The organism is Thiothrix winogradskyi (assembly GCF_021650935.1).
Lineage (GTDB): Bacteria > Pseudomonadota > Gammaproteobacteria > Thiotrichales > Thiotrichaceae > Thiothrix > Thiothrix winogradskyi.
On sequence record NZ_CP091244.1, the window covers coordinates 3,852,032 to 3,874,674 of the forward strand.

The window sequence follows — 22,643 nt, forward strand, 5'->3', positions numbered from 1 at the left end:
GAAAAGTTACAAGCCGACCAGCTTTTCCTTAGCTTTGAGCAATAAGCTATCGTCTGGAAATTTGCTGAGCATGGTATCGAGAATACCCTGCGCTTCGGCTTTATTGCCGCGTACCGCCAACACTTCGATCAAATGGCTAGCAATTTCGGGGTCTGGTAACAGAGTATAGGCTTTGCGTAGCCAAGTTTCCGCTTCTTCTGGTTTGCCCATCAGGAACAACACCCAGCCCATGCTATCCATAATCGCGGGATCATCCGGGCGACCGGCGATTGCTTTAGTGATCAGCTCGCTGGCTTCTGCGTAACGTTGCGTATTGACCGCCAACATATACCCCAAGGCATTCAACACCGTCGCATTATCAGGCTGCAACTTGAGTGCTGCCCGTAAATCAGCCTCAGCCTTGCCGAAATCACCCAGTTTTTCGGTACTCAAGGCGCGGGAATACAAAACATCCGGGTCGTCTGCTTTCACCGCCAATGCCTTACCAAAGCTCTCGATAGCCTCAGCATACTGCCCAGCATCATGCAAAAGTTGCCCATCCAACTGTAGCAACAATACTTGGCGCTCATTGTTGGTGGTAGCCCCCACTTGCGCCTGCAACCACTCACGCGCCTTCGCCAAACTTTCGGTTTCGACCAATAAATCAGCCACACGCAAGGTGGCTTCGCGGCTGTACTGCCCACCGATGGCCTGTTGGTAAACCTCAATCGCCTGCTTAGGGCGTTGCAAGCCTTCATGAATTTGCCCCATGAAATAACTGGCATCCGCCGCACGCTCCGGCATAGTCAGCAATTTAGCAATCAACGGTTCAGCGGCGGTGAAAGACTTTTGCTCCAAGTGCAACAAGCTTAAGGTGTAAATAATATCCGGGTTATTGGGGAAGGTAGCGTAAAGCTGCTTGTATAGCGACAATGCCTCCTCGCGCCGATCCGCCAATATCAACAGGCGGGCGTAATCCAGTTTAAAGTCGGTATCCTGGGCTTGCTTGCCAATGGCTTCCAGTTCCTTGATCGCTTCGGGTAATTTCCCCAAGCCTGCCAAGGCTTTAGCAGCCCAACGCGCCGCCTGCACCTTCTCGGCAGCATTACCCTGTTTTTTTGCCGCCTGACTCGCCTGCAAAGCGACTTCAAATTGCTCCACCTTGAGCGCAAACGACGCTAAGGCGAGTTGCGCCTGCGGTGAACTGTCCGCACTCTCCACATAGCGCTTGAAGGTTTCATAAGATTTATTCGCGTCCGACTCTAATGCCAGCAATGACACAATGAACGCAAAACCGTGCCCGGCTTTTTTTTCGGCGGCATCACGGACTTTCACCAAATCCTTAACCGCTTCCGCGTATTTCTCAGCACGCACCTTAGCCAAGGCTTGATACTGCATCGCCTCGCTAGAATCCGGGGACAACTTAATCCACCGTTCCAGCGCCCGCCCTGCCAATGGCGTATCTTCGGCACTCATCGCCAGTTCCACCGCCCGCTGCGCAACCGCCGGGTCAGTGGTCTGCTGGGCAGCGGCGACGTAATGCAACGCTGCCTGCGCCACATTGCCTTGCTTTGCGAACATTTCACCCGCCAAGATATTGTAAACCTGATAGCTTAAAGGGCTGCTGAAAGTGGCAACATTACTGATTGACTGGTCGGCAAATGGGGCATTCCCCAACGTGCAGCCACCAATCAAGAGCGCGAGACTTAGACTCACAAAACGGCGCGGTAAACGACTGCTGGGCATGTACTTCTCCGGTCTGCCACAATCCCCGATTGTGACAGATCGTATAATGTTGCAAGAGGTTTAAGGATATATTCAACGAATTACCTTGTAATAAGCCATAACGTATCAGAAAATTCGCGGTTCCGAAAGTTAACTACCTCGCCCTGAAAAGGTGCAAAGGCTGAAATGTATCTGTTGGTAAATTACTGAATGTCCATCCTGATCGTTGGAGTCAATCATAAAACCGCCCCAGTCTCCATCCGGGAAAAGGTTTCGTTCTCACCCGACAGCTTGCCACTGGCATTGCACGCTGCGCATCGGGTCGTGCCTGAAAGCTTGATACTCTCCACCTGCAACCGCACCGAAATCTACGCCGCCGCGCATCCGCAGCAATCCGCAGAAGCCTTGGTGGACTGGCTGGCAAATTGGCACAAAATACCTGCGGCACAATTGCGCCCCTACTTATGCATCTACCAACAAGATGAAGCCGTGCGCCACGCCCTGCGGGTTGCCTGTGGGCTGGATTCGCTGGTATTGGGTGAACCACAAATTCTGGGGCAACTCAAAACCGCCCTGCAAGCCGCCAGCGACCAAGCCACTACCGGCAACCAATTAAACCGCCTGATGCAGCACGCCTTTTCCACCGCCAAAAAAGTGCGCACCCAAACCAGCATTGGCGCAAACCCCGTCTCGGTAGCGTTCGCCGCCGTCAGTCTTGCCAAACAAATTTTCAGCAAACTCGAAAAACAAACCGCGTTACTGATTGGCGCGGGTGAAACCATCGAACTCGTCGGCAAACACCTTGCCACCAATAATATTGGCAAAATTATCGTTGCCAACCGCAGTGTCGACAAAGCCCAAAAACTCGCCGCAGAATACGGCGGCAAAGGCATCGGCTTACCCGAATTAGCCGATCATTTGCCGCAAGCGGATATTGTGATTTCCTCCACCGCCTCACCCGTCCCGATTTTAGGTAAAGGTGCGGTGGAACGGGCGCTCAAAATCCGCAAACACCGCCCCATGTTCATGGTCGACATCGCCGTTCCGCGTGATATTGAGCAAGAAGTCGCGCAACTCGATGACGTCTACCTGTACACCGTGGACGATTTGCACTCGGTAATCGAGGAAAATCTCCAATCGCGCCGCGCTGCTGCCGAACAAGCCGAAGGCATGGTTCTCACCGAAGTCAGCAATTTCATGGCATGGCTACGGGCGCAAGACCACATGGACACCATTCGTGCCTACCGCGCCCGCACCGACAACATCCGCCAAGAAGTCTTCGAAAAAGCCGCAGCCTTGTTGCAAAACGGCAAAAGCCCCGAAGAAGCCCTGCAATTTCTGGCGCACACGCTGGCAAACAAACTCTCACACGACGCGACCCAAGCCATGCACCAAGCGGCACGCAACGGCGACCACCAATTATTGGCACACGCCCGAACCTTGTTTAACCTTTCCACTGACGACAACGGCTAAAAATCTGTGAAAGCATCTATCCTGCAAAAACTCGAAGCCTTAAGCGAACGCTACGCCGAAATTTCAGCCCTGTTGGGTGAACCGGATGTGATTGGCGATCAGCAACAATTCCGCAAACTCTCGATCGAATACAGCCAACTCGAACCCGTGTCGCAAGGCTTTCACGCTTACCAACAAACCGCTTCTGACATCGAATCCGCACAGGAAATGCTCGCAGACCCCGAAATGCGTGACATGGCACAAGAAGAAATCGAAGCCGCCAAAGCCCGTCGCGCCGCGCTCGAACTCGACCTGCAAAAGCTGTTATTGCCGCAAGACCCGCACGATAACAGCAACGTGTTCCTCGAAATCCGCGCAGGCACGGGCGGGGATGAAGCCGCGATTTTCGCCGGAGACTTATTCCGCATGTACGCACGTTACGCCGAAAGCCGCCGCTGGCAAGTGGAAATCATCAGCCAAAACGAAGGCGAACACGGTGGTTTCAAAGAAATCATTTCCCGCGTTATTGGGCAGGGTGCGTATTCACGGCTGAAATTTGAATCCGGCGCACACCGGGTACAGCGCGTCCCTGCCACCGAATCGCAGGGTAGGATTCACACCTCGGCTGCCACGGTTGCGGTCATGCCAGAGCTGGATGAGGTCGAAGCCACCGACATTAATCCGGCAGATTTGAAGGTGGACACCTACCGCGCTTCCGGTGCAGGTGGGCAGCACATCAACAAAACCGAATCCGCCATCCGCATTACTCACCTCCCCACTGGTATCGTGGTCGAATGTCAGGAAGAACGTTCGCAGCACAAAAACCGCGCCAAAGCGATGGGGCTGCTGCAATCGCGCATCTTTGAAGGCGAACGTCAAAAACAAGCCGCTGAACAAGCCGAAACCCGCAAAAGCTTGGTCGGGTCTGGCGATCGTTCCGAACGCATCCGCACTTACAACTTTCCACAAGGGCGCGTCACCGATCACCGCATTAACTTAACGCTGTATAAGTTGGATGAAATTTTAGTGGGTAACGTTGATCAGGTGATTGAGCCGTTGATTAATGAGTATCAAGCCGATCAGTTGGCGGCGTTGGCGGATGAGTGAGAAGAACCCCCCTTCCCCAGCCCTTCCCCCGCAAGGGGGGCAGGGAGCAAGAATTCGGGACATTTTACGGGAAGCGGCGAAGCAATTAACCACCACTTCGGAATCGGCGCGGGCGGATGCGGAGATTTTGCTGGCACATTGCCTGCAAAAATCGCGTACTTGGTTGATGACATGGCCTGAAAAACTTGTCGAACCGGAAGTTGAAGCAAAGTTTCAGCAATTGCTGGCGGAACGTATACGCGGTGTTCCGATTGCACACCTGACTGGACAGCGTGAATTCTGGACGTTGAACCTGAAAGTCACTTCCGACACACTCATTCCTCGCCCCGAAACCGAACTGCTGGTCGAAACCGCTCTTGTCTTGCTTGAAGAAAGAACCTCACCCCCTAGTTCCGCTATCCTCGACCTTGGCACTGGCACTGGCGCAATCGCCCTGAGCCTTGCTAGCGAACGCCCTGACCTAAACATCACCGCCTGCGATTTTTCCGCCGCTGCTCTCGCCGTTGCGATCGAAAACGCCAACACCCACCAACTGCACAATGTCAGCTTCATCCAGTCCGACTGGTTCAGCAACCTGCCACCACAACGCTTTGAGGTAATTGTTTCCAACCCGCCGTACATCGAAACCAATGATCCACACCTGACACAAGGCGACGTGCGCTTTGAACCGCTAACCGCGCTCACTGCTGGGCAAGACGGGCTGGATGACATTCGCCACATTGTACAAACCGCACCGCACTGGTTAGTAAACGGTGGCTGGTTACTGTTGGAACACGGCTACAATCAGGGAACAACCGTCACCACCCTGCTGCAAATGGCGGGCTTTCAACAAGTGCGTTGCCTACCGGATTTGGCAGGCAACGATCGTGTTACTTTAGGGCAATGGCTAGCGGCTTAATCGGTCACATTGTGATCCAACCAGAACATGCGCGGTAAGATGTCGGTCAAGTCGACACTGCCCGTCACCCCACCTACCCCAACATCCTGTATATCATTACTCGCGTCCAGAAGCGGCATTTCCAGCTTGCCAACGCGAATTTCCACGGTTTGCTGGCAGTCACCGGCAGCACAGTCACCGCCATCAGCAGCACTGGGCATACGGAAGATGATCTTGGCGGCATCAAGGATTTCGTTGAAACCTGCGACCACAAATTCATCTTTGCCTTCAGTGCCAGTTGCGGTTTTACGGTCAAGATCGGCAACCGCCTTACCCGTAAACAAATCCAATACATAAGCGCGAGCGCTGTTGGGTGGAATTTCACAAGGGTCATCCGACGGCTCTTGTCCCGCTTCATCCACAGGCGCAAACGTGGTGAACACGACTTTGTTCAGGAACGTGACCGCTGGCGCGAGCACTTTTTCCCCCTTATGCGCGAAATCGTAATACCAACCTTTATAGACAGTATTGGCAGGTGGGGTGAGCAGGTTATCATTCACACCCGTGAAGCCGGTTTTGGCATTGACCAAATCCGCATTCGTGAGTGCGACGAAACCAGGCGGGGGTTCGTTGTAAACATTCGGTTCCATTAACACGTAGAAACGGTCTTCGGTATTGGTATTCAAGGGGTGCGTGCGGTAGCCGCTGCCCAAGGAAATCGTCATGTATGTTTTACCATTGTGCTGAAGCAGCGCGGTGTCGGGTTCGTAGAAGAACTTGCGGGTATCCGTGCCGTGAGCGCCATTCGTACCCAAGTCCGCAATTTTGGTGAGAATCGCGTCATCGTAGTTGTACATATCCGGGTCACTGTCACGCAAATCGTGATCCATATCGACGCGCCACACGTTGCCGCCGGTATCCGCAAAATACAAGCGATCAAGCGTACCGTTGCGATCCATATCCAATACCCGAATATCACCGGGGATGCTGTGTTTGATGGGGTTACTTTCAGGGTCGCCGCCGTAAACATCGCGCTGCAATGACCAGTGCAATTCACCGCTTAAAGCGTCCACAATCATGACATCCTGACCGAGTTGATCAGGCTGACGACCGGTTTCGGCATCTTTAGATGCATCGTAACCCGCGCCGAACACCACAACATCATGCACTTTATTGGAGGTCGCACTGCCAATACGCATTTTTGCCAAGGTGGGTTTTGACCATGTTTCGCCTAACTCCTTCCAAGCGTTATCGTCCACCGTCAGGGTATGGTCTTTTTTCCACAAAATCACCGGGCTATCGGGGCTGGTAATATCCAGTGCGTAATAAGCTCTGCCACCTCGACGTAAACCAAAGAACAAGACGCGCTTATCGCCATCACTGGTTTTAATTTCACCGTCCGAATTTTTGTCGTAATTCCATAAAGTTAACGGACCATCAATGCCGTATACATGTTCTTTGGTCGGTAAGTTTTCCATAAAGGTTTTGATATTGGGCAACAAACTTTTCGGCATGAATGCCCATTGTTCTTCGCCATCCTCGGTATCAATGGAGTGCAGGAAACCTTCATTGGTGGCGGCAAAAATCCGCTCTTCCCCATCACCGTAATCCACGATCAAGGGCTTGCTGTTGAGCATATCCCCCATTTGCTGACGCGGAATCGTCGCCGTCGGGTCATCACTAGCCGGATCGTCTATTTCACCCCGCGCAAAATTGATCAGGGTTTCACGGGCAGAGTCCGTCAAATAATCGGTCGCTGGGCAGGTAATTGCCACACTGGAAATCGTGATACAGCCTACTTTGGTTTCGTAATTACCCAAAACAACGTGTTTTTTACCGGTACAATCCGTGTAATACCCAAGGCAACTGGAACCATCACCATCTGCATCAGGCAACCAATACTTAACCTTTTCCCCCGGAACTTCGGGCAAACCTAGCAATTTACCATCCGTTAAATCATTGGTGTTACTAACCGACAATGCATTTTTTGCAGCGGTCAGATTTTTGTCTGTGCTGACATCGGTATACAAGTTACGGTCATCAGGAACGGGTAACTGGCTGGCAGCACCGCCTGTGGTGACATCTGAACCGCTGAGGGGCCCCCATAAATCATCGGCAGTATCCAGAAGTTCGCCCTTGTCGTTCACGACCGGAGCGCCGCCAATAACCCTGTTCTGGTCATCCCGCACTAGCGTTCCACCCACGATTTTACCATCCAAGGTACGGGCAAACTTTTTCAAATTCCCCGGCCACATCGCGGTGCTGCTGCGATCAAACATCGGGATGTAGACTTCATCGCTATGCGCCAACATACTGTTGGTGTCAATCGCATAGGTGGGCGAACTGAACGATGACGCGGCTTTGCTGATGGAACTCAAAATCGCTTTGAATGCACCCGCGAGTTCTTCGGCATTATCAGCAGTAAAAGCACCGTCTTCTTTCGTTGCCAAGTCTTTTAGATACGCAGTGCCTTTTGGCTCATCCGCCAGTGCAAATGCCACGGTATAAGTTTCGACCCCTTGCTTACCTTCGAGCGCCGTACTGTGGTCAGTATCCGCCAACCACCGGGTTAACTCCGGCCCACAACGCCCACTGTTGAAACCCTGTGGTGCGGCAGCACCGCCATCACACCCTTTCGCTGCGGTTGTTCCCAAATAATCCTGTAAACGGGGTGCAACTTTAATCTGGCTATTATTGGTAGCAATCAGTGGGTTGAAATACGTATCCCAACCCGGCGGCATGGGCTTGAAGTCGCCAATTTCTAAATCTTTCACTGAGGGTGGGTAATAATGTGCGCCATCCGTATCAGTCAACCCAGGGAAATAGGGGTATTCGGGCTTACCATCTGACATCAATACCAAGTAATTGGCTTGGCAACTGTATTTAATCGGTGAGTTGTAAACGGGAGCGCCTGCGACTGTATCGCAGATGGTGTGTGTACACTTTTCGATTGTCGTCGAGCACGTATAATCATCATCTTTACAATACCCCGAACCATCACCGCCGGTGGTGATCCATTGACAACACTCGTTATGACTGGTTGAAGCGCAACTGCCCGGCACAATATTGGAATTGCATTGCCCCCAGCTTTTCACACACTCCGCTGTATGTGACGCCGTACAAGTTGGCGCATTGTCATAGGTCAACGGGTGCGCTGCCCAACCGATATTGGGTACATCCATACCCCACTCAACCGTTTCGCCCCGAAAATAACGTGCAGCCTCATACAAAGAATCCACAATCGGTGTATAACCATTGGCTTCCCAATTATTGACAATACTCGCCAGAAATTCGCGTACTACCGTATTGCCATCAGCAGGATTGGGCAAGTTATCATCAGCTTGATGAGTGGCAATCAAAGGTTGTACTTTTTCATCAATCGGAGAAATCGGAAAGTTAGCGCCTTTAATCGAACTCCACCAGTAATCGTTGCCTAAACCGTGGTTAGCGTAATGCATCAAGCCCACATTCAAATTGGCAGGCGCGGTATTCATCACCTCTTGAAAAGAACTTTTTAACACTTGCAACCGGGTGCGGCTTGAGGCATCTCCCGTCACCACCTGGCTCATACTGCCCGATCCATCAATCACAAACAGTACGTTGGGCGCTACTTCGCCACTTTTGTCGGTAAAGTAGATTTCGGTTTCGTCCGCTATTAACGGAAACGCCGCGAAGGTGGCTAACAACCATAACCAACTGTTGAGAAGATGCTTATTTTTCATAATTTTTTACATCACATTGCAAGATTTATTTAATACTACAACAAGCAAGATTAATTAGAAACGTGCTGATCACGCCAAAACGTCCGAGGTAAAATATCGGACACATCCACGCTCCCTGCCACGCCATTACCGATAGCATTAGTGCTATCCATCACCGGTAACAGCATTTTCCCCACCCGAATATCCACTGTCTGCTGGCAATCACCCGCCGTGCATTCATCCACCCCATTCCCGCCTTTCGGGTCAAGGAAGACAATTTGCGCACCACCCAGGATTTCATTCACCCCGGCAACCACCGACTTCTCCTTCACCGGGTCAATCACCCCATCCCGATCCAAATCCGCGATAGCCTGACCGTTAAACAAATCCAGCACATAAGCACGCGCACTATTCGCTGGTGCATCACACGGATTTTCGGTATCGCCATCCGCTGCAAACGTGGTAAACACCACTTTATTGAGGAACGAGACAGCAGGTGCTAGCACCTTTTCCGCCTTGTTCGGCAAGTCGTAATACCAGCCTTTTTCATTCAAGGTCAGAATATTCTTTCCAGCACTCGCCAAAGCATCGGCTTCGCTCAAGTCTGCGTCGGTCAGCGTCACAAACGTAGCAGCTACAGGTGCGTAAGCAAACTCATCCCGCAATACGTAAAAACGATCCTCAATCCCCGCATCCTGTGGGTGTGAGCGATAGCCGCTGCCAAGCGCAATGGTCAGCACCGTTTGCCCCTGATGCTGCATCAACGCCACATCCGGTTCGTAAAAGAACTTGCGCTTGTCTGTACCCGTGCCCCCCAAATCAGCCAAAGCCGTCAAGGTAGCATCCGCGTAGTCATATAAACCGGCATCAGCATCACGCACATCCGTATCCAGATCGACACGCCACACTTTGCCCCCGGTATCCGCAAAATACAGGCGGTCGAGCGCACCATTGCGATCCATATCCAACACCCGAATATCGTTAGGAATGCTGTGTGTGAGCAAGCCGCTTGCACCGCTCACGTCATCACGCAACGACCACAGCTTTACCCCCGACAAGGCATCCACGATAAACACATCACGCCCCATCGCATCAGCCACCCGCACGGTTGGGTCGATTTCTTCCAGTGATGCATCAAAGCCTGCACCGAATACCAGCACATCCCGCAAGATCACCGGGTCAGTCACACTGGCTTGAGTACGCATTTTAGCCAATGCCGGTTTTGACCAGCTTTCGCCTAATTCGGCAAAACCCGTAGTGGCGTTATTGACTGTCCATGCCAATGTTGGCGCAGTCACGTCGGTAATATCCAAGGCGTAATAAGCGTTGCCACCGCGTCGTAACCCAAAGAACAAATACGCTTTGTCACCGTTACCCGCATCAATTTTGCCATCACCATTCTTATCCAACATCCACGGCACTAACGCACCATCCACGCCGTAAAAGTGGGTTTTGGGTTGGTTGTTGTCGTAAAAATGCCGGATATTTTTTAACAAGGTTTGCGGCATGAATGCCCATTTTTCCGCACCGTCGTCGGTATCAAACACGTGCAGGAAACCTTCATTGCTGCCCACCATCACGTAGCTTTTGCCGTCAATATAATCCAGTACCACGGGTTTGCTGTTCATAATGTCGCCGATATGGTGGCGCACCGTGCTGCCATCCTTGTCATAACCGCGTGCAAATGCGAGCAAACTGTCACGCACGGCATCCGTCATCCCTGCATCGCCCAGCAACGTTTTGCTGATATTGGGATTGGTTGCGCCATCCAAATCGCCCAACATGCCGCCTGCATCGGTATACAAATTACGGCTGGCAGGGTTCAGCAAGGCGGCGGCACCGCCTGCGGGTACAGTTTTACCATCAGCAGTAGCGGAGATTGACCATTCATCCCATGCTGCATCGGTGAATTGACCTTTGTCGTCAACAGCGGGCTTATTGTTTTTCGTGCTGTAGATTTGCCCTTTCTGAATATCCACCACGCCGTCGCCGTCCGCATCAATCGGGGATTTAGCGACCTTGAATTTCTTCAGATTACCCGACCACAACGGCAACATACTGCGCTCAAACACCGGAATGTACACATTGTCACCGTGCGCCAACATACTGTTTTTATCCACACTGTACGTTGGAGAGCTAAACGACGACGACACCGAATCAATTTTTTCCAGAATGCTGTTAAAGCTCTTGGTCAAGTCTTCAAGGTTATTCGCCGTGAATGCTCCATTGGATGCCCCATCCGTCATATTGGCAAGGCTAGCAAGGTAATCGGTGCCCGCCTTATCTTCCACGCCAAACGCCACGGTGAACGTACCAATCGCTTGTTTGCCATCAATACCGCTGGTTTGATCGCTATTCGCCTGAAAATGGGTTAACTCAGCACCACAGGTTCCGCTTTTATAACCATGTGGCGCATCGTTGCCACAATTCTCGCCCTTACCAGTCAGGGTTTGCACTGCATTTTTGCGTAAGGGGTATTGGTTAATTCCACCGCCCGTGCTGGCACTGCCTGCGTATTCGGGGCGACCATCTGACATAAGCACCACATAGTTGGCTTGGCATTCATGCTCAATCGGGGAAATATAGCGCTTTGCCCCACCACAGACGGTTTCCTGCTGTTTACAGATCTCTTCCTCAATCACCTCTTCTTCGACGCAAACATTCTTGGTGTCGGTCTTAGGTGTTGTGCAAGTAAATCCCCCCGTGCATTGCTGCACATCCTTGTTACAAGCCACATCGGTGCATTGCTCCACGTCTTTCATGCAAGCCACCTCGGTGCATTGCTGCACATCTTTCATGCAGTCGACCGGCTTGCAACTATTGATAGGCTTACCGGATTCATCGTAACCACTGATGGTGCACTCTTGGCACGTACTCGCTTCCTGAACTGTTTTACAATCCTGGCACATACCGGCTTGTTTAACTTTTTTACAATCCTTACACACACTCGCTTGTTGCACCGTCTCCCAGCCACAACATTGATTTGTCAACTCAGTGGTTGTTGTCTCGATCTTCTCTGTTTTACAAACCGTGTGGGTCTGTGTCTTACAGTCCAGCAACGGTAACGCTTCATCACACTGCTTGGCAGTGTTATTACACGATGTCTCATTGGTCTGGCAGTTTAAGGTCGTATCGTTCACATACGTAGCCGGATGCGCGGCACGTACCTGATCTGGCGCTAAATTCCCAAAATCGACCGTTTCCCCACGGTAATAACGGCTGGCTTCGTATAACGCATCCACGATGGGTGTATTGCCGCCCGCACTCCAACTGTTGGCAACGTCTTGCAGAAACGTCCGTACCGGCTGGGCAGCACCGGTAGGATTCGGCAAATTATCTTCTCCTAGCGGAATGCTGGCTTCGATAATGGATTTGGCACTGCCATTACCATCCTTATCCAAATCAATGGGTTTAACTGGGAAACTCACCCCATTCGCTTGATTTTCGCTGTGTCCGCCGTAGCGCATCAGCCCGATATTCAGATTGCCGGGGGCGGATGCCAATACCGTGCTGACTGCCTCCTGCATCACCTGCATCCGTGTTTTGCCGCCGCTATCGGGTACGGTATTTTTATTGACGCATGTCGTGTCTGGCTTGTCGTACAGCCCGTTGCTATCCGCTTTGCACTCCATACTGAGAGATGTATCCAACACAAATAAGATATTGGGATTCACACTCACGCCTTGCGAGTAGTAAATTTCCGCATCATCTGCCATCAACGCAGCAGAAAACAGCAGCGGAATCGCGGGCAACAAACGACCAAGCAAACGTTTCATGTTGTACCTTCTTATTTTTGCTTACCAACAGACCGTGGAGGCAGCATTACTGCTGTCTTTCGCTGTTTTAGTACCACGGTTATTCAGCGTTAATTCCTGACAAGGTTTATCATGAACCTGCGGCTTACCGGTTGCGGGTGCAGCACTTGCTACATACGCTGTACAAGCAGCCGCTGCCAGCCCGGTACATGTGCCGGGGGTTGGGGCAATGCTTAAGCCATACTGCCCCTCGGCACTGGTGGCGGCATACCCTAGTTGCGTCAGATCTTTGGCGTAACTGCGATTGCGTAGAAAATAAGCCTCCTGACGTTGCGCAATTTCCTGTAGCGCCACTTGTGCATCGGCACGACGGCTTTTTTGCACCTGCGCGGTATAGCTGGGGTAGGCAATCGCAGCCAAAATCCCCAGAATCGCCACCGTGATCATGAGTTCTATCAGGGTAAAACCTTGGTGCTTTTTTATTGTTGTCATGATTAATTCCTGCTTAGTTGATTTTGGGAACGGGCTTTAACACACCTTCGGAATGCCTGCTTTGCGCCCCCGTACCCGATAAGGATGCAGCGGCATCAGTGGTAAATACACGGCAGGCAATACCGCCAGCATCCGGCGTCATTTCGGTCGTCATCGCAATGCCTTTTAAGGGCGGGCAACCGGACTCATCACCCATTGATGACTGCGCGGTAACTGCCACACCACTGGTATTGTCGGTGTAGCCATCATTCCAAGTACCATCCGCTTGCGCAGCCTCAACCGCCCTCATATCATCCATTTTACGTACCCGATGTATGCCATTTTCGGCGGTTCCCTTTTGAACGGTCAGCATCACCTCATACAAACTGCGGGACTTGTTGAGCATCGAATCCGCGCCTTGGAACGTCAGCATGTAAGTCATCTGGTTCCCCGCAATACGGCTATCAACCGTTGCCATGCGGGTTGCCGCAATGCCAATGACCGTTAACGTTAAGAGAATCACCATGCCCCACACGAGCACCGCACCTTGTTGTTGATTTTTACTGGTTTGCATAGTTATTACCTTAACCTTCAACGACGTTGCGCAAATGAATGACCGTGGTATACACCGACCGTTGGAAGCGATCATTACGATTCAGCGTTACATCCAACACGTCATAAGACTTAGCTTCTGCCACTGGCAATACCGGCTCTAACGACCTGACCAAAATACCTGTTTTGATACTTATCACCCGCTGCCATGCGGAGGCTGCGGATACCCCCGTTGCATTCAGGTACTGCTCGACATTGCCATCGGCATTCGCATCCACACCATACAAAAATTGAACATTTTCAACGCCATTGGCAATGGGTGTCGCACTGGTATTGCGCGAACCGAAACACATCAAAGTCGGATGTCCGGTACTTTCATTAACAAAAAACGTGTTGTAGATGAGTGCGGCTTCCATGCTAGGGGCTTCACCCACGCGACAATCCTCAGGCAGTACGCCATTAGCGCAATCGGTAAATAAGGTAGGATCACCCAAAAAACGTACACTGACGGCATCGCCTGTAGCGGTCACACCATCCGGCTTATAATTATCCTGCGCTGCTCGTGCGGCAAATGTCGTCAAATTCAAACTTGGATGCACCCCACTATTAGCACCGTCACAAGCAGCTTTAGGTGGAGTAGTGCCGCCGAGAGGGTACATATACTCAACAATTGGCAATTTTGTCGGGGTGGCATAACCCGCGTGTTCCAAATGCTTGGTTAGCGCATTCAAAGCAATCCGCGCAGTTTCATCCATCAGGGAGAGTTGGTCACGGGCATGGTAATTGCGCTTGCTGCTCATATAAACGGTGCCGACACCAGCGACTAACACCAAGCTGACCACCATAGCGATCATCAATTCGATTAAGGAAAGCCCGCGCTGTTTATTGCTGTATTTCATGCTTTCCCCTTATAAAACCGCATTGAGGTTAATGGTGAAGGTTTCAATGCCGTCTGCAACATCCGCACCCGTCCCTGCGAAATCTGCCTGGCGCGTAGCGTTACGCTCATCCCATTGCAGATTAACGGTCACACCATTACTGCAATCGCCTGTCGGACACGTAATTTGCAACTGCCCACCCATCAAAACATTGCTGACCCCTGTGCTTGAACCATACCCGCATAAGGTTTGATGAAGGTCGTAAGTTGCCAGTTCTTCATGGCTACAAAGAGCAGTTGCACAGTCCTTTGATGGCTTTTTCGTAAGATCGGCACAATGAGTCGCCGCATTGGTCAGATTCGCTAACAGATAACTAGATTGCGGCACTGGTGTTGAAGCAGTGCTCATGCGAAACACTTCTGCACGATTTGCCCGCATTTTTTCCAGCAAATCATGCACAATCCAAGTCGCTTGTTGCATCTGATAAGAATTGTGCGTGGTCTTCATCCCGGCAATTTGCAGACCGGCAAGACCTAACAAACCGGTGGACAGCACCACTGTGGCAATTAACACCTCAATCAGGCTTAAACCTGACTGCTGGCGTCGAGAAGCTAAACGTATCGGCATAGAGCCACCTATTACTTTTATGATTGGAGGCGTATTAACTAAGGCTATTATACTGAAAACTGAAACCTATGCTGGAAAAACACAACTTATGCCGACAAGCTGTAGTATTCTGGGAACCAATGGTAATTGCACAGTGATTAAGCAGCCCATAAAAAAACCCCGGAGAACCGGGGCTATAAACTCTCAACTCATGACCATCACACTACTATGTTCCCTTAGGAGTCGTGATAGCCAAGCAAATAGTTCATGACGTTGACAATCATTTTTAATGCACCGTTTCAATGCACTCTCAAGGAAAATGTAGGGTCAAAAGTCGACCTCATGCCACCTTCCCGCAGCAAACGCTCCAATTGTTTGCCCAGATCACCTAAATCCTGACGATAAAGAATCAAACCATCTAACAAAAGTTGAGCAGTGCTACGCTGCCCTACGCTATTTCTACCCACAAGCCTTCTATTCATTGATAAGCTCCCCGTCTTTGACTGACCACTAGTACTAACCCTCGGTTTAACTATAGTGCAAAAATGATTTTTTGGCGTTGTCTTTGCACTAAATTTGGGGATAATACAAGAAGTTTAGTATATTACCTGTTACTAATTGAGCAAGATAATGACAGAAACCCTCACTTATGAATCACATACCGTATTTGTTGACGAGTTAACACCCCAACAAATTACGCAATTACAACAAGCTACCGCTCAGGCGTACCACTTACCCCCTCAGTTTCATGACACCCTGAAAACCGGTCGCAGTGGTCCTGAATTAGCAATCATCCCTGCCGGGCGTTTTGAAATGGGTTCAGAACCTAGCGAACACGGGCATCAGCGTGACGAAGCGCCGCGTCACCTTACTATGGTTCGTAAACCCTTCGCTATTGGCATTTACCCCATCACGGGTGAAGAATTCCGGCTATTTCGCGAGGATACCGAGTGGTTTTTACGCCCGGAACTCATCTGGCATGAAGGTCGCTACCCCGCCATCAATATTCGCATGGAAGATGTTAAACTGTTCTTGGCATGGTTAAGCCTGCAAACAGGTCAGAAATATCGCCTGCCAACCGAAGCTGAATGGGAATATGCGGCGCGTGCTGGCACGACTACCCCGTTTCATCATGGCGAAGATGTCAGTTGCCGTGAGGTACATTTCAACCCGTTTTTCCCTTATCGGGAACAGCGGGAGAAACGCCGGTGGTACCTGCCACATTGTTTCCCCAGCCCCAAAGCCAGCGAAGTAGGGTTACAAGCCCCAAATGCGTGGGGCTTACACGATATGCACGGCAATGTGTGGGAATTCACCCAAGATCACTGGACAACTTCCCATCTGAACGCTAACCGTGATGGTAGCCCGTCCATTGCCGCCAGCCCTTACTGGTATGTCACTAAGGGTGGCTCGTGGTTTGACCCCGCCGCCCGCGCCCGCAGCGCCGCCCGCAAAAAACGCTACATGGATGAAATGGATACCAACCTTGGCTTCCGCCTAGTCAGGGAGCTTTAGCGCTCAAATTCCAGTGCCATGCCAACAGGTGCAACGTCCAGCAATTTGCCGTCTTGCCACACCAACTGACCGTTAACCAAGGTGGCGGCAATGCTGGAACGGAATTCATAGCCATCAAACGGTGTCCACCCGCACTTCGACAAACTGTTAGCGTGCGTCGATGTGAAGGGTTTTTCCAAATCGACTAACACCAAATCTGCCCAATAACCCTCACGGATATAACCCCGCTCTTTAATATTGAACATTTCCGCCACTGCGTGGCTGGTCTTTTCGACAATAAACTCCAGCGTGAAAATCTCATCCTGATAATGTTCCAACACCAGCGGCAGCGCGTGCTGCACCAATGGCAACCCGGAGGGCGCTTTGAAATAGCTGGGGTTGTGTTTCTCCTCCCACGTATGCGGCGCATGATCCGTGCCGATAACATCCAGTCTGCCATCCAGCAATGCCTGAATAATGCCCGCCCGATCTTCGGCTGTTTTAATCGCGGGGTTGCACTTGATTAATGCGCCTTTGCTGGCGTAATCCTCATCCGCAAAGTGCAGGAAATGCACGCAAGCTTCGGCGGTAATGCGCTTATCTTTCAGGGGAATATCCGCAAACATCTCGGCTTCTTTTGCCGTGGAAATATGCAAAATATGCAAGCGTGTCCCACAACGTTTTGCCAATTCCATCGCCATTGATGACGATTTGTAGCAAGCTGCCTCACTGCGAATGGTAGGGTGCAAACTAAACGGAATATTGTCACCGTAAATACTGCGGAAACTTTCCTCATTTTCCATAATGGTCGGGGTATCTTCACAATGTGCCGAAATCAGGGTCGGCGCATGTGTAAAAATTTGCTCCAATACCTCTGGGTCATCAACCAACATATTGCCGGTTGACGCCCCCATGAAGACTTTTATCCCACAAGCATCCCTAGGGTTTAATGCCTTAATCGCTTCCAGATTATCGTTGGAAGCACCAAGGTAGAAGGCATAATTCCCCGCTGCCCGACCTGCCGCCAACTGTTTCTTGTCGTTGAGAATCGCCGACGTCAGTGTATTTGGGATGGTATTGGGCATATCCATAAAACTGGTGATGCCCCCGGCTACGGCTGCACGGCTTTCCGTTGCCATATCCGCTTTGTGCGTCATTCCCGGTTCACGGAAATGCACTTGATCATCAATCATACCGGGTAGCAAATGACGCCCTGCGGCATCCAGCACTGCAACACCCGGTGCTGATAAGTGCTTACCGATCGCGGCAATACGTCCATCATGGACTAACACATCCGCCTCGACAATCTGCCCTTCATTGACAATATTGGCATTGACAATCAACAGTGAACTCATGGGGAAGAGTCTCCTTGGGATCAGGATTCCCGTTCAAGAATAAGGAAAGAATAAGGATAGGGGTTTTTAGCGTCAGCAGGATGATAAGTCTGCTCCAAGGTACGCCATTGATACTGATTATAGTCGGGAAAAAACGTATCGCCTGTAAAATCAGCATCAATCAGGGTTAAATACAGACGATCGGCATCTGCAAGAAAGTGCTGATAAATTTGTGCACCACCTACCACCATGATTTCCGGCACATCAGCAACGGCTGCCATTGCCAGCTCCGGTGAACTGGCACGTTCAGCACCGCTGGGTTGGAACGTAGCATCGCGTGAAATCACGATATTGCGCCGCCCCGGTAGCGCCCTCCCTATCGAATCCCAAGTTTTACGCCCCATGATAATGGGTTTGCCGAGGGTATTTTGCTTAAACCACGCTAAATCAGCGGGTAAATGCCAAGGCATAGCACCCTTGCATCCAATTACCCGCTGCGGTGTCATTGCTGCAATTAAAGACAGCATTGGATTTATTTTACCACCCGCAAGAATGAAGGGCGGGTCGTGGGCTTCGATGGTGGCGGCGGTTCATCATCACCATTCGCGTCATCGGTTGCATCGGCTTCATCGCTGGTCTCCGAGTCACTCACCGTTGCATCCGCCGCAGGTACGCTAGCCAAGGTCGGGCGAGATGTCGCCGCCTCGGTAAGCGCCATGCTTTCGGCGTACTCTTCCAGCGGGAAATTCAAACCATCGTGTGTTTCACGCGCATAAATCGTCATGATTGACCACATTGGCAACCAGACTGCCATCGCCTTGCCACTGAAACGGGCATTAAAGGTGACTTTCTCATTATCCATCAGCAGATTATTAGCGGCGGTCATGCTGATATTCAGCACAATGCTGCCATCTTTGACGAATTGACGCGGCACTTTCACCTTAGGCGAACGCGCATCGACCATAATGTGTGGCGTCATGCCGTTATCCACGATCCATTCATAAAACGCCCGTAATAAATAAGGGCGTTTCGGCGTGGCAATAAATTCAGGGGGATTCGGCTGACTCATGGGCGGATCGACTTTTCAACCTTGCTTAATGACTGCTGGAACGCATCCCGTGAGAACACGCGCTCCATGTACTTCAAAATAGGCTTGCCTTGTTTCTCAGGGACATCAATACCGTATTTCGGTAAACGCCACAAGATCGGTGCAATCGTGCAATCCACCAAGGAAAAATCGTCACTGAGGAAATAGGGCTTAACCGAAAACACCTCTGCGGCTGACAACACACTTTCGCGCAAGATTTTACGGGCTTGGGAAGCGGTTTCAGCATCACCATGCTCAATATCATGCACCAGTGAGAACCAGTCTTTTTCAATACGGAACAGTGCCAAACGCGAATGCGCCCGTGTCACCGGGTCAACCGGCATCAGGGGCGGATGCGGGAAACGCTCATCCAAGTATTCCATAATAATACGGGCGTCATACAACACCAGATCACGGTCAAGTAAGGTCGGCGTGGTGTTGTAAGGGTTCAACTCCGAGAGATCTTCGGGTTTGTTATCGGGGTTGATGTTGAGAATATCGACGGTAATGTCTTTTTCCGCCAGAACAATACGCACCCGGTGACTGTCTGCGCAGTCGGGGGCGGAAAATAATGTCATCACAGATCTTCGGCTGGAAAGCGAAGCCATATAAGCGGAACTCCCTGGACTGAAAACAAAAAAGCCACTCTATATTACACTAGAGTGGCTTCAAGGTGTTATACCGATGAAGGATTAATGCACGTCCTTCCAGTATTCCTTCTTGAGGAAATACGCAACCACGGCGAACAATACCAAGAACAGCAACGTGAAGATGCCGTAGGTAGCACTGTACAATTTGGCAGGTTCGCCCACATAAGTCAGGAAGTTCGTAATATCACGCACCGTTTGATCATATTCAACCGGGGTCATGCTCCCTGCTTTAGTGAGTTTTAACTCGCAATGTTCAACTGCGTGAGCACCTTCGCCTTCCTTAGTACACTGCTTTTCCTGCCAGCCTTGCAATTCCCACAAGACGTGAGGCATACCGGCATTAGGGAATACGGTGTTATTCGCACCCAGCGGACGGGTCGGGTCGACATAAAACGCCTTCATGTAACTGTAAATCCAGTCTGGTCCGCGTGAACGCCCCACCAAAGACAAATCCGGTGGCGGTGCGCCAAACCATTCAGCGGACTGCTTCTGGGACATCGCGTTTTTCATCAGTGATCCCGGATTCTCCGGTTCACCGTCTGCATTACGGGTAAAGATCAGGTTTTTAGCCACCTGCTCGTCGGTCAAACCCAAGTCAGCAGCCACACGGTTGTAGCGGCTGAAGTTCAGGGAGTGGCAACCCATGCAGTAGTTAACGTAATACTTCGCACCACGTTGCAAGCTCGATTGGTTATGAATATCAACTTTCGCATCTTCCAGCTCAACCGAACCACCTGCCGCCATCGCGGTAGTTGCCAACAGAGACGTGGACAGTGCAAACATCAAACCGATAATAAATTTTTTCATGTTGCTACACCTCAACCTGTCACACGGTCTGGAACGGGTTTTTCTTCATTGCAGCTTGCTTTGAAAGCAGGCAACAACAGCGTCAGCGCCAAGTAAGCTACTGGCCAAATGAACTGAATCAGCATTTGGTTCGTCGCTTCTGCATCACCAGGGATATAGCGGAACATAATGTCATAAGCCACGACCGACGCCAGTAAAATCCCAAACCACATGACATACTTCGCTTTCGCTGGCGTGCTGTGAATCCACAGAACCACAAAGAAGAGGAAGTAGATTTGGGTCATGCGTGTACCCAATTCCTTATAAGCTGGAGTAACCGCTTCAACACCCATCCAACCCAAAATGAAGAACACCACAGCAAACAGAATCAGGTTGATCTTGTGTGCCATGTTGCGATAGCGCCAAGATTTAACCGGGTTACGGTCAATCCAGGGCAGTACAAACAGTACTGCAATTGCACCGAACATTGCCAAAGTTCCCAAGAATGGGTCAGGAATAGCCCGCAGTACAGTATAGAACGGTGTGAAGTACCAAACCGGTGCAATGTGCAGCGGTGTTTTCAGTGCGTTAGCAGGCTCGAAGTTAGGCGCTTCCATAAAGTAACCGCCGCCTTCCGGGAAGAAGAACAACACCGTAAAGAAACCGATGAGGAAGACCACTACACCCAAAATGTCTTTCACAGAGTAGTAAGGGTGGAACGGAATACCATCAGCCGGAGCCGTTTCGCTCCAACGGTTGCCCTTAGGCCCTTGCTTAATTTCAACGCCATCCGGGTTGTTAGAACCAACCGCGTGCAATGCCACAATGTGGACAAACACCAGAGCAGGCAATACCAGAGAAGGCAGGAAGAAATGCAATGCAAAGAAACGGTTCAGGGTTGCATCGCCGAGTACGAAGTCACCACGAATCCAAGTAGACAAGCCTTCGCCAATCACTGGAATAGTATTAAACAAGTTGATAATAACCTGCGCACCCCAGTAAGACATCTGACCCCAAGGCAGCAAATAGCCCATGAAAGCAGTTGCCATCAGCGCCAGATAAATCGCCATACCGATCAACCAGATCAGTTCACGCTTGCCTTTGTATGACCCGTAGATCAGGGCGCGGAACATGTGCAGGTAAACCACGATAAAGAACGCAGAAGCACCGGTAGAGTGCATGTAGCGGATAAACCAACCACCCGGCACATCACGCATAATGTATTCTACTGAAGCAAATGCTAGGGCTGCATCGGGTTTGTAGTGAAATGCCAAGAACAAACCGGAAAAAATCTGGATAACCAGTACCAGCATCGCCAGTGAACCGAAGAAATACCAGAAGTTGAAGTTTTTAGGCGCATAGTAACCAGCCAAATGCGCTTGCCAAGTTTCCATCATCGGGAAGCGGTCTTCGACCCAACCCAAGAAACCTGTGTAATTGTGTGCGGGACGCTCAGCCATTATGCAGCACCTCCATTTTCACCGATCAGAATGGTGTTATCATCTTTGAAGTAGTACGGAGGTACTTCAAGGTTTGCACCGGCGGGGACATTCTTGAAAACGCGGCCAGCCAAGTCAAAGCGTGAGCCGTGGCAAGCACAATACCAACCACCTTTCCAGTTTTCACCCAAATCAGCCGGAGCCAACTCAGGGCGGTAGGTAGGGGAGCAACCGAGGTGGGTACAAATCCCGACCAGCACCAGATATTGCTCTTTACCTTCACGGGTACGCGCCAAGTTTTTGGCGTATTCCGGTTGCTGTTTCACGTTATCGGAATTCGGGTCTTTCAATGCATCAGCCAACCCTTCCAAGGTTGCCAGCATTTCTGGGGTACGATTCACCAACCAAACCGGTTTACCGCGCCAGATTACACGAATTTGCTGCCCTGGTTCCGCCTTAGCTACTGGAACTTCTACCGGTGCACCAGCGGCTCGCGCCCGCGCACTAGGGTTCCAGGAATTAAGGAACGGAGCCGCAACCGCAGCCACGCCTGCTGCCCCAACCACAGATGTGGCGGCAATCAGGACGCGGCGACGGCCTTTATCTACTCCAGAATTTGCCATCGTTAGCACTCTCCCAAATGTTCAAAACTTAACCTGCCGCACGCCTACAAACACACCATGATAATGCTTGCAACCGCACTAAATATCTGAGCCATTAACTCAAGCATAGCTATATTAGTATATGCTA

18 protein-coding genes are annotated in these 22,643 nt (G+C 51.0%); 4 read left to right on the forward strand and 14 right to left on the reverse strand.

The features are described 5' to 3' along the window. Positions 1-6 precede the first annotated feature (6 nt). On the reverse strand, positions 7-1,725 hold the full coding sequence (locus L2Y54_RS19085; protein ID WP_236498262.1) for a tetratricopeptide repeat protein: 1,719 nt from the start codon (positions 1,723-1,725) through the stop codon (positions 7-9). 189 nt (positions 1,726-1,914) lie between these two features. Between L2Y54_RS19085 and hemA the strand changes: the two genes are divergently transcribed. From hemA to prmC, 3 genes are read left to right on the forward strand one after another with little or no spacing between them, the layout of a single operon-like run. After that, positions 1,915-3,177 (forward strand): glutamyl-tRNA reductase, encoded by a 1,263-nt coding sequence (gene hemA, locus L2Y54_RS19090; RefSeq protein WP_236498263.1) that lies wholly within the window; start codon positions 1,915-1,917, stop codon positions 3,175-3,177. Between the two features lie 6 nt (positions 3,178-3,183). Next, entirely contained in the window at positions 3,184-4,263 is a 1,080-nt protein-coding gene (gene prfA / locus L2Y54_RS19095; protein ID WP_236498264.1) for a peptide chain release factor 1, read from the forward strand. Further along, positions 4,220-5,161 carry a peptide chain release factor N(5)-glutamine methyltransferase gene (gene prmC, locus L2Y54_RS19100; RefSeq protein WP_236498265.1) on the forward strand — a complete coding sequence of 314 codons (942 nt, stop codon included), beginning with the start codon at positions 4,220-4,222 and terminating at the stop codon, positions 5,159-5,161. Before prfA ends, prmC begins: the two co-directional genes overlap by 44 nt. On the opposite strand, the gene L2Y54_RS19105 is transcribed toward prmC, so the two are convergent. From L2Y54_RS19105 to pilV, 6 genes are read right to left on the reverse strand one after another with little or no spacing between them, the layout of a single operon-like run. Continuing rightward, complete coding sequence (locus L2Y54_RS19105; RefSeq protein ID WP_236498267.1) at positions 5,158-8,862, reverse strand: PilC/PilY family type IV pilus protein; 3,705 nt, start codon at positions 8,860-8,862, stop codon at positions 5,158-5,160. The two genes, prmC and L2Y54_RS19105, sit on opposite strands and share 4 nt — an antisense overlap. Positions 8,863-8,912: 50 nt before the next feature. Then, the gene (locus L2Y54_RS19110) at positions 8,913-12,617 is read right to left on the reverse strand and encodes a PilC/PilY family type IV pilus protein (protein WP_236498269.1); all 3,705 of its coding nucleotides are present in this window, start codon (positions 12,615-12,617) and stop codon (positions 8,913-8,915) included. 21 nt (positions 12,618-12,638) lie between these two features. Continuing rightward, positions 12,639-13,088 carry a type IV pilin protein gene (locus tag L2Y54_RS19115; RefSeq protein ID WP_311196206.1) on the reverse strand — a complete coding sequence of 150 codons (450 nt, stop codon included), beginning with the start codon at positions 13,086-13,088 and terminating at the stop codon, positions 12,639-12,641. 13 nt (positions 13,089-13,101) lie between these two features. Further along, complete coding sequence (locus tag L2Y54_RS19125; RefSeq protein ID WP_236498270.1) at positions 13,102-13,641, reverse strand: pilus assembly PilX family protein; 540 nt, start codon at positions 13,639-13,641, stop codon at positions 13,102-13,104. 10 nt (positions 13,642-13,651) lie between these two features. Beyond that, a complete protein-coding gene (locus L2Y54_RS19130; protein ID WP_236498272.1) occupies positions 13,652-14,518 on the reverse strand; it encodes a PilW family protein in 867 nt (288 codons plus the stop codon). 9 nt (positions 14,519-14,527) lie between these two features. After that, positions 14,528-15,124 (reverse strand): type IV pilus modification protein PilV, encoded by a 597-nt coding sequence (pilV, locus tag L2Y54_RS19135; protein WP_236498274.1) that lies wholly within the window; start codon positions 15,122-15,124, stop codon positions 14,528-14,530. Positions 15,125-15,733: 609 nt separating this feature from the next. Between pilV and L2Y54_RS19140 the strand changes: the two genes are divergently transcribed. Further along, positions 15,734-16,618: a formylglycine-generating enzyme family protein gene (locus tag L2Y54_RS19140; protein WP_236498276.1), complete on the forward strand. Its 885-nt coding sequence runs from the start codon at positions 15,734-15,736 to the stop codon at positions 16,616-16,618. On the opposite strand, the gene L2Y54_RS19145 is transcribed toward L2Y54_RS19140, so the two are convergent. From L2Y54_RS19145 to petA, 7 genes are all read right to left on the reverse strand, one after another. Further along, on the reverse strand, positions 16,615-17,952 hold the full coding sequence (locus L2Y54_RS19145) for a dihydroorotase (protein WP_236498278.1): 1,338 nt from the start codon (positions 17,950-17,952) through the stop codon (positions 16,615-16,617). The two genes, L2Y54_RS19140 and L2Y54_RS19145, sit on opposite strands and share 4 nt — an antisense overlap. A gap of 20 nt (positions 17,953-17,972) precedes the next feature. After that, positions 17,973-18,401, reverse strand: coding sequence for a type 3 dihydrofolate reductase (gene folA, locus L2Y54_RS19150; RefSeq protein ID WP_236498280.1), 429 nt, complete (start codon positions 18,399-18,401; stop codon positions 17,973-17,975). A 62-nt stretch (positions 18,402-18,463) separates the two neighbouring features. Further along, the gene (locus L2Y54_RS19155) at positions 18,464-19,000 is read right to left on the reverse strand and encodes a ClpXP protease specificity-enhancing factor (RefSeq protein WP_236498281.1); all 537 of its coding nucleotides are present in this window, start codon (positions 18,998-19,000) and stop codon (positions 18,464-18,466) included. After that, positions 18,997-19,626 (reverse strand): glutathione S-transferase N-terminal domain-containing protein, encoded by a 630-nt coding sequence (locus L2Y54_RS19160; protein ID WP_236498283.1) that lies wholly within the window; start codon positions 19,624-19,626, stop codon positions 18,997-18,999. Before L2Y54_RS19160 ends, L2Y54_RS19155 begins: the two co-directional genes overlap by 4 nt. Before the next feature lie 84 nt (positions 19,627-19,710). Then, on the reverse strand, positions 19,711-20,475 hold the full coding sequence (locus tag L2Y54_RS19165; protein ID WP_236498285.1) for a cytochrome c1: 765 nt from the start codon (positions 20,473-20,475) through the stop codon (positions 19,711-19,713). A gap of 11 nt (positions 20,476-20,486) precedes the next feature. Then, the gene (locus tag L2Y54_RS19170) at positions 20,487-21,914 is read right to left on the reverse strand and encodes a cytochrome b (RefSeq protein ID WP_236498287.1); all 1,428 of its coding nucleotides are present in this window, start codon (positions 21,912-21,914) and stop codon (positions 20,487-20,489) included. Then, positions 21,914-22,516, reverse strand: coding sequence for a ubiquinol-cytochrome c reductase iron-sulfur subunit (petA, locus tag L2Y54_RS19175; RefSeq protein ID WP_236498288.1), 603 nt, complete (start codon positions 22,514-22,516; stop codon positions 21,914-21,916). The genes L2Y54_RS19170 and petA overlap by 1 nt, the downstream gene beginning before the upstream one ends. Positions 22,517-22,643 lie beyond the last annotated feature (127 nt).